This window comes from Bradyrhizobium sp. 160, assembly GCF_023073735.1.
GTDB lineage: Bacteria > Pseudomonadota > Alphaproteobacteria > Rhizobiales > Xanthobacteraceae > Bradyrhizobium.
In genome coordinates, this window is sequence record NZ_JADPKD010000014.1 from 1 (window position 1) to 13,426 (window position 13,426).

General features: G+C 55.0%; 10 protein-coding genes and 2 pseudogenes. 5 read left to right on the top strand and 7 right to left on the bottom strand.

All coding sequences use genetic code 11. The annotated features are described in order from the left end of the window. Positions 1 to 94 precede the first annotated feature (94 nt). Positions 95 to 235: pseudogene (locus IVA98_RS08065) on the bottom strand (ISNCY-like element ISBva1 family transposase); the annotation flags it as partial. A 55-nt stretch (positions 236 to 290) separates the two neighbouring features. Between IVA98_RS08065 and IVA98_RS08070 the strand changes: the two are divergent. Continuing rightward, entirely contained in the window at positions 291 to 587 is a 297-nt protein-coding gene (locus IVA98_RS08070; RefSeq protein ID WP_247336907.1) for a hypothetical protein, read from the top strand. A 280-nt stretch (positions 588 to 867) separates the two neighbouring features. Here IVA98_RS08070 and IVA98_RS08075 read toward each other — a convergent pair whose 3' ends face one another. Next, positions 868 to 1,161: a hypothetical protein gene (locus tag IVA98_RS08075; protein ID WP_247336910.1), complete on the bottom strand. Its 294-nt coding sequence runs from the start codon at positions 1,159 to 1,161 to the stop codon at positions 868 to 870. 2,005 nt (positions 1,162 to 3,166) lie between these two features. On the opposite strand from IVA98_RS08075, the gene IVA98_RS08080 reads away from it, so the two are divergent. Further along, the gene (locus tag IVA98_RS08080; RefSeq protein WP_247354616.1) at positions 3,167 to 4,234 is read left to right on the top strand and encodes a cytochrome-c peroxidase; all 1,068 of its coding nucleotides are present in this window, start codon (positions 3,167 to 3,169) and stop codon (positions 4,232 to 4,234) included. Between the two features lie 188 nt (positions 4,235 to 4,422). Here IVA98_RS08080 and IVA98_RS08085 read toward each other — a convergent pair whose 3' ends face one another. The 3 genes from IVA98_RS08085 to IVA98_RS08095 form a co-directional block, all read right to left on the bottom strand. Then, positions 4,423 to 4,593 (bottom strand): hypothetical protein, encoded by a 171-nt coding sequence (locus tag IVA98_RS08085; protein WP_247354617.1) that lies wholly within the window; start codon positions 4,591 to 4,593, stop codon positions 4,423 to 4,425. A gap of 1,257 nt (positions 4,594 to 5,850) precedes the next feature. Next, complete coding sequence (locus tag IVA98_RS08090) at positions 5,851 to 6,609, bottom strand: M23 family metallopeptidase (protein WP_247354618.1); 759 nt, start codon at positions 6,607 to 6,609, stop codon at positions 5,851 to 5,853. 6 nt (positions 6,610 to 6,615) lie between these two features. Next, a complete protein-coding gene (locus IVA98_RS08095; RefSeq protein WP_247354619.1) occupies positions 6,616 to 7,215 on the bottom strand; it encodes a hypothetical protein in 600 nt (199 codons plus the stop codon). A gap of 1,036 nt (positions 7,216 to 8,251) precedes the next feature. On the opposite strand from IVA98_RS08095, the gene IVA98_RS08100 reads away from it, so the two are divergent. The 3 genes from IVA98_RS08100 to IVA98_RS08110 all read left to right on the top strand — a co-directional run bounded on the left by IVA98_RS08100 (position 8,252) and on the right by IVA98_RS08110 (position 12,639). Further along, entirely contained in the window at positions 8,252 to 9,124 is an 873-nt protein-coding gene (locus IVA98_RS08100) for a trypsin-like serine peptidase (RefSeq protein ID WP_247354620.1), read from the top strand. Between the two features lie 570 nt (positions 9,125 to 9,694). Next, on the top strand, positions 9,695 to 10,174 hold the full coding sequence (locus IVA98_RS08105; RefSeq protein WP_247354621.1) for a hypothetical protein: 480 nt from the start codon (positions 9,695 to 9,697) through the stop codon (positions 10,172 to 10,174). Between the two features lie 1,454 nt (positions 10,175 to 11,628). Continuing rightward, entirely contained in the window at positions 11,629 to 12,639 is a 1,011-nt protein-coding gene (locus tag IVA98_RS08110) for an SGNH/GDSL hydrolase family protein (protein WP_247354622.1), read from the top strand. Here the strand turns inward: IVA98_RS08110 and IVA98_RS37490 are convergent. Continuing rightward, positions 12,606 to 12,881 carry a DNA-3-methyladenine glycosylase gene (locus tag IVA98_RS37490; RefSeq protein WP_524536354.1) on the bottom strand — a complete coding sequence of 92 codons (276 nt, stop codon included), beginning with the start codon at positions 12,879 to 12,881 and terminating at the stop codon, positions 12,606 to 12,608. The genes IVA98_RS08110 and IVA98_RS37490 overlap by 34 nt on opposite strands. A 90-nt stretch (positions 12,882 to 12,971) precedes the next feature. Further along, positions 12,972 to 13,085, bottom strand: a pseudogene (locus IVA98_RS08115) (transposase); the annotation flags it as partial. Between the last annotated feature and the right edge of the window lie 341 nt (positions 13,086 to 13,426).

Consider the following 13,426-nt stretch of genomic DNA (forward strand, 5'->3'; position numbering starts at 1 on the left):
CTGGGATGCCGTCGGGCGCATCATCGACACTTACACGCCCGCAGAATCCTCAAACTACTTCACTGCCGCGGGATACTTGCAACCTGATCGGCTAACGCTTTAGTGCTTCGTGCACCGCGGCCACGATCTGCTCGTTCGCCAGCATCTGATCGGCGTGCTGCATCCACTCTTCGCGAAGATCACTCACTTGCTAGGCGATCAGCCCATCGCCAAAGCTGAGTTGCGCCCGCCGCATCTCAATCATCTCGCCGCCCCGCGCGCCTTCGATGCGGCTCTGGACGTAGCAGCTCATGATTGAGTTGGCAGATGCCCTCGATCGCCTGCTTCAGCTTCTGATATTTGTCGAGCCAGCGACGAACCTCGGCGACCCGTTCGTGACGTACGCTGAACTGCTGCGTGCGGCCGCCGGCGTATGTCACGGTGAGCACGAACACCTGGTGCCCTTCGCCGCGCGCGCATTTAGAACAGCCTTTGGTATGTCGGACGGTGCGCTCCAGCTACGAACCGCGCAGCAACTCGCCGGTGGCCGGCAGCTTGCCAACGAGCTTGTCGCGCGCTTTAACGGTTCGCTCACGAATGATTCATAGGAATGAATCAATGGCAGCCTAACAAGTCAAGCGCTGATCCGTTCGACCTTGCAGTTTTCCGCCGACCGGCCGACTCTGAATTCAGACTGCGTCGACCTAATGTGCGCTGGGAAGTAGTCTAGCGCCTTTAAGTGCCTTCGGAGTTTGGGCTCAACCTTTGTTGCGGTGTGCTCGTCTTTGAGGACGGCACACAGGCCGGAGCGGCATTCATCGTGTGGAGTTAAGAGTCGACAGTGGCTCGTCCGCCCGAGCGGTCGCGGAAATCAGCGTGAGACACGAGTCACTTCCAAAAAAGAGATTCTGGCCAATCCGTGAACTCCAATTCGAAGCTACGTAGGCCAGTAAGTTTGGTGGTGAATTTAAGGGTCTTCCCTGAAAGGGCTGCCAATGAGCCAGATGCGAACTTGAATACTGTCGTGCCGGAAGTTGCGACCGCAATGCCTTGCTCGCCTTCCATGCTAGAGAAGCCGGTCGCCTCGGAGAGTTGCCCAATTGCAACTCCCTCCAGCGCGCGGTGCAATTCCAGGGACGCTAGGTACGTTCCTTTATCAGCAGCCCACTCGCTGACCGACACTGCTGTAATCCCCGCGTCCCTCGAGAGACCATCCGCGATCCGGCAGCCATATTGAACCGTGAGAATGACCCGCTCGTTCCGAACTCCGGCCGGCTCCCTATCGGCGGCAGTGATCGTGCACGCGTACCGCCTTGTGTCCGCAACCGCGCCCGTGCTTAGCCCGAGCAACGCGAGAGCGGAACATAATACAAAAGCGATAACGGGTCTTCTCATTCGGCCACACCTAGTCTGGAGTATCGTTCGCGTGCTCTGTACAATCTGACGCTACGGCCGATTCAAGCTTCTTCGATCGCTCTGTCGGATGAAAGCTACTCATGGTGAGCGCGGTTTCGCAGACAACGGCGCAATCGGTGTCCCCCAGCCGTGGTCCTGGATGGGCGGCCCGAACGGTTTCATTATCGACGCTCACGGTGCGCCGCGGACCAGCACATCGGTGAACCAAGGCCGAGGACCGGCGCATTTCAATTCAGCGGCGGCCATGATGAGCGCGGCGGTCCGCGGCGACGGAGCCTACGTTTCTGACGCGCATGCGTTCTATGAGCCGACGCCATTTTGCGCGCCAATGACCCGCGGCAGGTCCCGAATTTTGCTTGACAGTGTCAATGCAAAAGGAAACGTGGTCGCTAGGAGCCGTTCAAAGGCAGATTGCCGCTCAAGCAGGCGATCTTCGAGAACCTTACGCTCGAGATCACTTAGCTCGCTTTTAAGCTTTCTTCGACAGCGCCAAATGTCATTCCGCACGTTTCGGATCTCATTCAATCGATCGTCAATTGAAGCCATCACGGACACCATTTCTAACTTGAACCAGCCATGGACAACTGGTCAATCACGTCGTTCCCTCGGTAAGATGCCGATGAGATCTCACGACGTGCCATCTGCGGACATGATGTAAAGATCTCCTACCAACATGTCCTCTTGTACCGAAGTCTTTTCAACGCAAGAGCACGAAGTGACAATTGCTTCTGCAGAAGTTCTGCGATTTTTGCGATCAGCGCGCAGGATTTCAAGAGCTGCCACTCGGCCGTGAGTGGGTCGAAATGGTTTTTATCCCAACCCACAGGCGGCCCGATCAGGTGTCAGGCCGGGACTTACGCTGGTGTCGAATGAGAGTATCCGAGTAAATCGGACGGTCGTACCGTCATACTCTGGGTAACAGTTTTGACACCGCAACTGCCATGCCAGCGAACCCAGACAAGCCATGTCAGGCTTCGGGGCTCGTCTGTTACAAACGAGCGGGATTTCGGCGGCGGCGCGCAAAGAGCCGGCCCGGATATGAGGTCGGAGAGCCTTCAGTTGGCAGGGCGAGGCGAAATCGTGAGCGATGCGCACCGCCGGGCGCCTCGGCTCAGTGTCTCGCCGTAGGCCAGCGTAGATCTTTGTACCGCCGTCGCACGTGTGGCCGGCAAGCCTGGCGATTGGATCTCATCACAAAGCTTTCTGTGCGATGATGTCTAGCCGGGACTGGCGCTTGTCGCATCTGTGACACTGTATGTATTCATCAAAACAAGACATCCGACGTTGTTCGGTAGCCCGGATTCGTTTGGTAGCTAAATCAGCAGCTTGCATGTCAGATGCAACTGGCATGGGGGTTGCTATTGTCCAGCGGCACCGTGAGCGCTGAGCGCGACCAGCGGTGCAACACGGATAGATCAACTTCGCTGGAGCGTATTGGCCACCCAATCGCTCAATGGAGAACCGATGCGGCCACCGGACAGATTATCCTTTTTCGGCACGCTTGTTGTTGTCAGATCGGTCGTCATTCCGAAGGTTGAGGCGCTAGTCTGATCTACCAAGGTCGTGATCTAAGCTCAAAGCGAACTCGCGAATCAAATAACGGCTTAAAGCCTCTTGGGCGAGCGCCGGCAGCGAGCACCTCGAAATCGAACATTGATGCAGCCTCGCTTCACAGGATCCGGTGCATGCTGCGCCGGCCCGTTGAGGGAACAGAGTGTGGCATCGCTCTCGACTGTTTCCTTGATTCAATCAGAACTGATGAGGCGGGTGTATGAACAAATCGATCCGGGAGCTTCGCCTTGTCGCTGAAGCATCTGTCTTGGCGATTGGGCTGCTGATGCCGTCAGGAGCTAGCGCGGACGATGATCTGATGAGAACTGCCAGGCAGATCTTCCATCCGATTCCCTCAGTCATTCCTGCGGTAAAGGACAATCCAGTCACGCATGAAAAGGTCGAGCTTGGCAAGATTCTGTTCTTCGATCCGCGGCTATCGGCAAGCGAGATCATTAGCTGCAATACGTGCCACAATCTCGCCAGCGGCGGAGTCGATGCCGGTCCGACCTCAGTCGGTCACGGCTGGAAGGTCGGCCTACGTCGGGCCCCAACCGTCTACAACGCGGTGTTCAATGCGGCGCAATTCTGGGACGGACGCGCCGCGGACCTCAAGGCGCAAGCAACTGGCCCTGTGCAGGCGAGTGCCGAAATGAATGCGACTCCGGATCATGTGCTCGACACTTTGAACTCAATGGCCAGCTATGTCGTCTTGTTCAAAAATGCTTTCCCGAACGAGGCGAGCCCGGTCAGCTTTGAAAACTTTGCGAAGGCAATCGAGGCTTTTGAAGCCACCCTCATCACACCTGCGGCCCCGTTCGATCAGTATTTGGAGGGCAATACACATGCTCTCGATGATCAGCAGAAGTCAGGGTTGGCGCTGTTTATGGAGAAGGGATGCTCCTCTTGCCACAATGGAATCAATGTCGGTGGACAGGCCTACTTCCAGTTCGGCGTGATGAAGAAGCCGGACGCAACCCTGCTTCCGAAAGCCGATAAGGGCCGATTCGCGGTCACCAAGGCGGTCGGCGACGAATATGTCTTCCGCGCGGCGCCGTTGCGGAACGTTGCTTTGCGAGCCCCTTACTTCCATTCGGGCCAGGTTTGGAGCCTAAAGCAAGCTGTTGCCCTGATGAGTGAAATCCAGCTCGGCGCCAAGCTTAGCGACGGGGAAGAAAACGACATTGTGGCGTTTCTGAATTCGCTTACCGGGCGGCTACCTAAGATCGAGTATCCAATACTACCCACCCGTACGAACACAACGCCAAAGCCTTCAATAGACAGGTAGGATTAACAGCACCGGCATCATGTCTTGCCGAATGAGAACAGATGCGGCGCAAGAACCCGGCGTCCCGCAATGACGTTAAAATGAATGATCCCGTGCTGTCACTCATAACCAAGCGATCGGGTAGGAGCAAGCCTCGCGGCCTCCCCCTCCCACACCACCGTACGTACGGACCCGTATACGGCGGTTCGTCAAGCACGATTGACATGGCGGTGCAGTCCAATGAGGAACAGCAGACCGAGGTGCACGAAGAAGGCGGTGCGATAAGCATCGTTCATGTGGCTGGCGCCGGCATTCCACCATGGGCCGCGACCGTTGAAGGCCGACTGCCATGCCCACCCCGGATCGAGCCCACGTTGCATCAAGCGCTTGGCACGTGTCCGTGGTCGCTTCCACGGGCGCCAAAGGCCGGCCTTGGGGTCGGACGAATAGTCTCCGCCAGCGTTGCGGTGCCGGCTTGCGAACGCGTCGCTCAGCGCCATCAAAAGGCGGTGAGCAACAGAGCGCGCGATTCGCTGTCCACGCCGCGGATGCCCTTGGTCAGCAAGAGGCGGTCCACGATGGGCCCGAGCAGCTTCTCTAATTGTTTGGCCGACCCTCTCCCACATCTCCGTTACGGCCGTCCAGTGAGCTTCCTGCTCCTCGTGAATCTCAGTGTCCGGCGTCCAGCCGACACCGGGCGCGTGAACCATGGCGACACTCCGGGCGCGGCTCTCGCTGTCCGCCCAGACGCTAGAGTTCGCCTGCTAAGGCTGTCGCCTGGCGGTGGGTCGGATGCATGGGAGCGTCATCGCGGACGGCCTGCCAAACACCCTCTAGATTGGCCACGGCGACTCCACGCGCGACTTCGCTTCGGGGGGCTCTGTCTGGGGTGCGGAGGGGAAATCGAACGGCCTGCGCTCTCGCTAGGCGTCACAAAAACGAAATCATCACCGAGCGGAATAGCCAGCTAAATGCCCGCAGGAAAGCGAGACCCGTCCGGCGCATCGCCGAACAACCCTGAACAGCAATGTTACACCCCATTGTTACACAGTCGGGGCCAGCGCAACACTCTGAAAGAGCATGACTTCTTTGAATTGCTGCACATCAAGAAGTTGATGATGCCCAGGAAAGGATTCGCTGACCGCAAATAGTTGATATATAATGTATTTTCAAGTGACTGTCGAGGCGGTGTTACACAGTCTTGTTGCGCCTTTGACCGCACTTTTCACGAAGTCTATCACGAACGGAAATCACTGGCGCTCCGGCTTCAGCGTCGCCGATTTGTCGCTCATCTCACCGACTAACATCAACGTGAGACGGCAAAGGTACGCGATCTGCGACAACCCCTTAGCCATTCCGACACGAACTTGACGGTTCTGGGACGCGATCTCGTCCGGACACGCATCATCTTCATCGACTAGATCGGAGCGCAGTCAAACTGCAACGAAGCGCCACTCTCTGATTTTGGCGATCCGTTTAATCGCGCCGGCACAGACATTCTTCCGAAGTGCTCTAAGATCGATTTACAACTTTGAGTGCCGGCAAAGCGGTCGATTGTTAAAGGATGCCAGGCATAAAATTGAGATTGGCGAGCAGAGCGATGCAGCCGAGGAAAGGAGCACAAACCTCGGCGGCAGTCACTGCATCAGGGTGCATTCCTCCCCCAGAACTCTCGCGACCGATGTCACATACGACTTGTACGGAGAGACGTGCCGCGCAACGCCCGAAACGGTTGCAATAACCTCTAAGTGAAGGTGGAATTTAGTAAGGTTCCCTCCGAAGTCATCCCACATGTATCCAAGTACTTGGCCTTGCTTTACGTAGTCCTGAAGCACGACCTTCAAGGTATCCATCTTCATGTGCAGATACCGGTACTTTCGGACGCCACCTGCCGAGAGGTCAACAGTGTACCGGCCGATGTACGAGATCTGGCCATCTTCGGCGGCCAAAACGGGAACGATGTTTGCTCGCGAACTGGGAGCCCCACCCGCGATCTCTCGCTTCGCCTGTCGCATCAGCTCACAGGTAGCAGACGTGCCTCCGTTAATATCGATGCCCTGGTGGATGTCACGGCGCGGGCAGTTGAGCGACTCGCGGTCTACTCCGTTGCGCGTTTCACAAAACGTGTCACGGTGCACGAAATCAAAGTTGCTCGCGGCACACTGACTGCCAGGACTATGAATAGCCGACTTCGTTGTGCCGATCGCACCAACGAAAGGATGCAGCATCGTTGGCGCCCACTCTGTTTCATCAAATACGCCGTCCCCAGTGCCGGGAATGAGATCGCCAGGAGCATAATATGAGCAGCGCTGTGCCCTTCCTGCCTCCGAAGTGACAAGCAAGACCCCGGCGGCGACCAGGAGGGCTCTTGCCACGTTTTGGTAGCGGATAGACATGGGAGTTCAACCAGCCATGCCCTCGCCGCCCACGATTACCATTCGTGAGACTAGCGCGAGCGCCACGTCCTCGGTGATGCACCCGCGATGAAGGGCGTCAATATGCTTGTTGCAATGAAACTCAACGCGGTAGGACGCCCCAAAATCACGAAACGAAACCGCGCCTCCGCCTGCATCCTCCTGAGAGAAAACAGGCAGAATTCGATTGGGGATCGGATCACCGACGTCGAGAGTCCGATTGGTTGCTTCGATGACAACGTCGTAAGTGGTCCCCCGCTGTACAGCCACGTAGCCGTAAGGAGTCGCTTTGAAGCTCACGCTCCCGCTACCTCCTCCCATCGTAAATTGTTGCATGAGCATCCCCGGCAAAAACTCCGGCGGCAGACGGACCGGGACTGGCGCGGACCTCACGGCGTGAGCTATTTCCGGCGGGAACTGCACGGCACCGAAGATATTCTGCTGACTCGCGGCTGCTCGAGCTCCGGCCCAGTCGACCGGCGTCTGAAGCTCCCTCACGTCTGCTGCGATCGACAGAGCACCGGCGGGCAAAACGATCATTGCCCAACACGGCAGCGCCCATGATACCTGGCGAAGCTGCGCTATCATCGAGCCTCCTACGGCCATGTATATCATCCTACGAGGGAAGCTAGCTGGCAAGGCCACTAGGTCGTTTCTTTCAAACTCAGTCTTGATGCACCGCACCTAGAATACGACGCCACGAGCCTGCGACTTTCTTTTCGCGGCGTCGCCTTCGCTTGGATCGTGCACTGCCTGGGCGACGACCCTTCGCGGTCTGCTGACGATCGACACTCCTCGCCTTTGATCCGCTTCGCTTCTAAGTAGCAACGTTCCCGCTGGCCCGCAGGCCGTCAAACTAAAGTAGCTTTATGACTTATGGCTGAGTCGATGCAGGTGGCAGACTGTAACTTCACACCAGGATCGTACTGTATCGCCGACCTACTTTGCCGCGGTCTCTGAAGCCGCTAATCCGAACGCAGAATACATACTGACACGGAAATGGATCGATAATCAAAAGGCCTCGATCGCCTCTTAGTTAATCCCATTTAAGACCAGATAGGCCCCGGCACAACAAGCGGCTTTTCTCTTGATTCTAAAATGCCCGCAATTATAAATAGAGATAGGGTACTACTACGCCACTGACCCCCACTGGCCTAGAATCGTAGGCTTCCGGCACCTCTGAAAGTCCCTCTGCGCATTTATTTGCTGCTCTTCAGCATGTGTTTGGTGGGCAATTATGAAATCGGCATTTTTCTTATTGCTGCGATCTCGTCTGTCTCTCACGCAGGTAGTTAGGCACCGTTTCGTCTCGAGGTGAGGGAGCCTGGTACGGTGTCGAGCCGCTAGTGGCTCGAGAGCACTTCAAGAGCACACCGCGAGGCAAGAGCATCTTGATTGCACGGCCAGACGTCCAATGCAGTCGCAATGTTAATACGACTGATTCGGGAGAGAGGATTAGTCAAAGAGGAGATGCACAAACATCAGAAAGAGATGGTTCAATCTGGCTCGACTGGTTTGACAACAATGTCGTCAACAAGAGGAGGTGAAAATGCATGCTAGAAGGCTTCTTTCTACCCTATCTTGGTTGTCCTTTTCGGTTGCGTCTCTGGTCGGCGCTACCTCTATGTCTCTTGCGCAGGACAAGCCGGACTCGACCGACATTTCAGAAGACCAGCGCTCATACTCGACTCAGTTTTGGGATCAACGGGAAATGGAAAGGACCCGCCCGATACCAATGCCCGAACTTTCAGAGAAGGAGTATGAAGAACGGTTCGGCACTCAGCGAACTCCGGAGCGGCGCGACGGTGAACAGGAAACACTTGAACAAGAACATCACACTCTGAGGAGGGTTGATGTGAATCAAATCCCTTTTCAGCACGCGGGCAAGTTGTTCTTTACTCTTGGCGGCAGCAGCTATTCATGTACGGCGGAATACACCGGCGACCCGACTGTGGTCCTCACCGCCGCCCATTGTGTCAGAGACATGAATAATGGGGCGTGGGCAACGAATGTGCTCTTTGTGCAGCGATATGCAGCAGGTGGTGGCCGCCGTACTACGGCGCGATGCATGGCCACCTGGCCGGAATGGGTAACGGGCGGGGGCAATAGGTGGCCGCATGATTATGCCTTCGTTTTGATGAACCAGCCGTCCGACACGGGACATCTCGGCATGAAGACGAATTGGCGTTATTCAAGTTTGCATTCGATTGGCTATCCCGGTGCGATGGAGAACGGCCAATATATGCAGCTTGTTCGTGGAAGCACTTCAACAGTAAGCAATATTGTTGAGCTGACACATGGCCAAGCAAACTTCACTTTTGGCGCAAGTGGCGGTTCGATGATTGGCGACTTAAGCGGGAACGGTACTGGGCCCTACAATTACGCCACCTCAGTCAATTCCCATATTTATAAAAGCCGGCCAGGTCGCCTCTACGGTCCGTACTTTACCAACCGGACGGCGGACCTGTTTCGCTTCGTGCGCAATGGATGCCGCTAGCCGACAGCCTGTACTGCCGGCGGCAATGCATTGATTGGGTGACAATTTGGGAATGCTCGCCAGTATCTTCGCTTTTTAGACTATTAAAATCGGGGTTTCGAAACTTGCCGATGGCGTTAGAAGCGGCAAGTTTCGGCGTCGCACCCTAATTTGAAGATTGCTGCAGTGCAGGCACACCTTTTATTCGGAAGTCTCTAACGTGAAGGTGAGCGCTTGGCCGAGCGGCCTCTACATCAACAAGCGATGGCGTTGTCTACACGGCTCTCTGCATTTGATCACGCCAGGAACACTCTGTTCTGCTACCAGCGAGCGGCTTTGATCCTGATCTCGGCTGACAGTCCAACAAAGCGCTTGCACGAAAAGAAAACCGAGCTAACCTATAGTTGAAGTCTTGCCGATGCGCCCCCGGAAGGGTGGTCGAACGAAGGCGGGACAACAGATGAGCGTACGCATTTTGCACGGGGCAGCGACGTACGAGCGATGATCGACCAACATAGTTCAGATTAAAAGTTAATTTCCTGCGGCGTCAGATAAGCCTCGGTTTGCGCGCCCTATTGCGAAGGTGCAGCGATGAAAATGGCGAAGTTGATAGCTTTTCTGATTTTATTAGCAGCTAGTGGCGGAGCGAGGGCGGCTGATCTGCAGGACGGTACGTATACGAAGCGAGGCTCAGACGGCTTACAGAGCACAGTTGAGCTTTCTCCAGCCAATGCAGGTGCAAAGAGATCAGTCTACAGATTAAATGCGGATGTAGACTTTGGAATTTGCAAGCTGACAGTTCACGCCGTGATAGAGACCAGCATTCCAGCTGGTTACAATCAGGTCGACCATCTGACCGGTACAGCCACGTCGTGTACTGCAACGAACAATACGTGTGGCTCCGACCCCCAGTGCTCTCCGATCCCTACAAGATTTGTGCAGAAGACGGCGAGCAATCTTTGTTTGTTTCCGCAAGGTTCAAGTAGCGAAATCTGCTTCAAAAAGATTCGTGCAGATGGAGTTAGAAGCAGCGTCACAATTGGCGGGGTTCGTGTTGAAAAGGGGAAATAGGAAGCTCGGCTTGAAAAGCAGGGCTAAAGTCTCTGAAGTCTGCTTCACTCAGAACAATAGTACGACTGGATTAGAAGTGAGGATCGGTCTGATAAATCGCCGCTCATTTCCCAATCGCCCCAACACAAATTTATAGCAAGTTTCAGCGCGATAATGGGGATCTGTCTATAAACCGAACGACTAGCAAGGGACTAGCCAATTGACACGGCTCAACCGTTCGCCAGCGAACCGTCGGCGAAGCAACAATTCGATTTGTGCTTCCTCCGTGCTGTTGATCCTTCTCTGTGCGGGTGTCCCGGCGCAGGCAGGTCGATTCAGTTGCGAATTTCGAACTGGAGGCACACAGCTGCCCAATTCACCCTGCACGGTGGATACGGCGGGGTCCCGGTCTTGCACTCTACAGTTTACTGCAGCTCTGGAGGGAGCGTGTACAATAAACCCCCTGCCCGGCAACCGTGATTATCTTGGGTGCGCAATTTATGACCCGAACAAAGGGGTAGATCGGCTGCAAGCAGCAGGGGTCGCTCAGGGCACCTTTGATGGCCTTCAAATCGACTATCAACCAGACGGCGGTCCATACTTCTTCATATTCTGTGAGCGTAAGTGAGCTCAAGTCCGTAAACAGTTGTACTTTTTTCTGGGTTTGTGCGCCGAGCAACGCTGTTCCGATTGCTGTCCTGCAAGCCAAGCAAAGGCGGGTTTTAAGATTTTACATTGGGAGGAGCCTGTGAAGCCACTTTGGAGCATTGCTGCCGCTGCATTTTTCATCGCGAGCCCGGCTTGGAGTGCAAACTTTCGCTGCGAGATGCGGGAAGCAGGTGTCGTAGCTAAATCCTGCACCCTTGATAGCAACTTAGCCAATGGGAATCGATGTGACCATTCCTTTACAGCAACGCTAAGCGCCATATGCGTGGCGCGTCCTCGTACAAACGACAGTGAGTATATTGCGTGCGCTGTCGGGCATCCCGAAACGGTCACAGCTTTTGATGCCGCAGAAGTTGCGACTGACGATCCGACGAAGATCATGACAGAACGGAGAGGGTTCTTTGCTTCAGCATCCAGCATCGCAAGTTCAGTGAGTAAGCTGACAGCTCTGGCCTATCAGGAGAAGACTGGATCCTCTCTTTACTACATTTCGTGCAATCGACTGTAATTGGTCGGGGCGGCTTGTTGCCCTACTGACTTGATTGCTGATCGCGTGAATTAAGGTCGCGCGGATAGAGAATTCGACAAGTCACCTTCAGCTTCCGAATCGTTCTGTTGCAGGTAGTCTCAAGAGTAAGACTGCACACCATTCTCTTCTCAGTTAGCCGCCTAGTTAAAGCACATCGAAGCGAAGCCCTCGGTCCTGATGGCCCGCCGCCTTTTCGACAGGACTGAAAACCATGGACGCTTGCTTAGCAGATAACCCTTGAAGCTTGCGAAGCTCGATAAGTGAGTATTAGGAGAGTCGAATGGCAACTAAGCGAATTGCACTATACCAGCTGGTAGAAAAGATTCAGAATCTGAAGCTCACACAAGAAGAAGCAAGCGCCTATTTTGTTGTTGAGCCGAACGCGAGTCGCCCATTTGACTTCAACGTTTACATTAATCCCGAACACGTCGACACGACAAATCTTGAGCTGCTGGCGCGAGACGCGGACCTACTACTAAGCGGGGTCACGTTCCCAAAGAAGAGGCTGCCTGCCAAGAAAGTTACACGCAGGATTGTTGCGGAGGGCGACTCTTGGTTTCGCTTGCCACACATTTTTCCATATCCAAAAACTTGCGTCGATTTTCTTCAGGCGAGCGGGTATCAAATCGCCAACGTTGGACATTGGGGAGATACTCTCGACCAGATGCTACTAGCGGGTGAGTTCTGGCCGTATATCGACGGTGAGGCTGATCTGCTGCTATTCTCTGGAGGGGGAAACGACATTCTTGGAAATGGCCAACTTGCTACCTTTCTCAATCTTTTTGACGTCGACCATACGAAACCCAGCGACGCGTCCTATTACGTGCGCCAAGAATTCTACGACAATCTTAGAAGCGTGGTCTCGAGCCTCGAAAATGGACTGATAGTTCCGATGACCACTCGGCATGCCAACAAGAAGATCATAATGCACGGCTACGATTATGCGATCCCTCGGTCTGGCGGTCCTTGGCTGGGGAGCGCTATGCAGTATAACGGCTTGGATCCCACATTCCATGCTCCTTTGTGTCGAGCCATAGTTCGCTTGATGATAGACGCTTACAATACGAGGCTAGGAGCATTGGCGGCAAAGTACAACGACACCTTTTTACACCTGGATCTGCGAGGAACGATCGGTGCAACCGAATGGTTTGATGAACTTCATGGAAAAGAGGCGGCCGCCAAAAAAATTGCGCGAAAACTTGCGAAGATGATTGACGCAGCGAAAGCCACGGCGCAACAGAAGGCGATCTCGCGGCTTTATGCTGTCGATGGCAGTTTAGTAACTGCATAGTGGCGGTACGGTACCAATGCGCAGATGAGAACAGCGCTGCAGCATCCCGCTAAGCCGCAAACACTATCGAACAAGCCCCCAAGATTATTCTCGGCAAAGTAGATAGCGCCGGGAGGGCCACACATCTGATCCGCTCCTAGCTCAATCGCTGCACCAGGGCCGTCATAGCAATGCGAGGATGGATCGTCTCGCTTGTATGACTCGGTCGCGGCGACCTTGCCTCCGACTCGAAGGCCCCCAATTCAGGTGAAAGGGATCGGCTCCTCTCAAAAATTGGGCCATATATTCGATTTCGACACTAAAGAATTCTGCAAAATGCATGCTCTTTGGGTTATCCCGCCAAACTTGGCTTTCCATTTGTAGATGCTGGCATCGCTGACGCCGTGCTTCCGGCACAGATCGACAACCGACACGCCAGCCTCGTGCTCCTTCAAAATCCCGATGATCTGCTCTTCCGTAAAGCGGCTGAGCTAGTTCATCCCAAAGCGATGCCGGTCATTCTAACAATGAAGGAGGAATACGACGTTTGGCTCCGCGCAACCCTGAACAGCAATGTTACACCCCATTGTTACACAGTCGGGGCCAACGCAACACTCTGAAAAGGCTTATCTATCTGGATTTGTTTGCGATCCAGAAAAGCGTGGTGCCCAGGAAAGGACTCCTCTGACCTCCAAGTCAGGACCGGACACTGCTCCGGTCGAATCGCGCCAGTCACGCGGTCCGCGCCATGCCTGGCGCACCAAAAAAAGCCCGGCCTCCTCCGGAGGCCGGGCGAAAGTCACGCAGG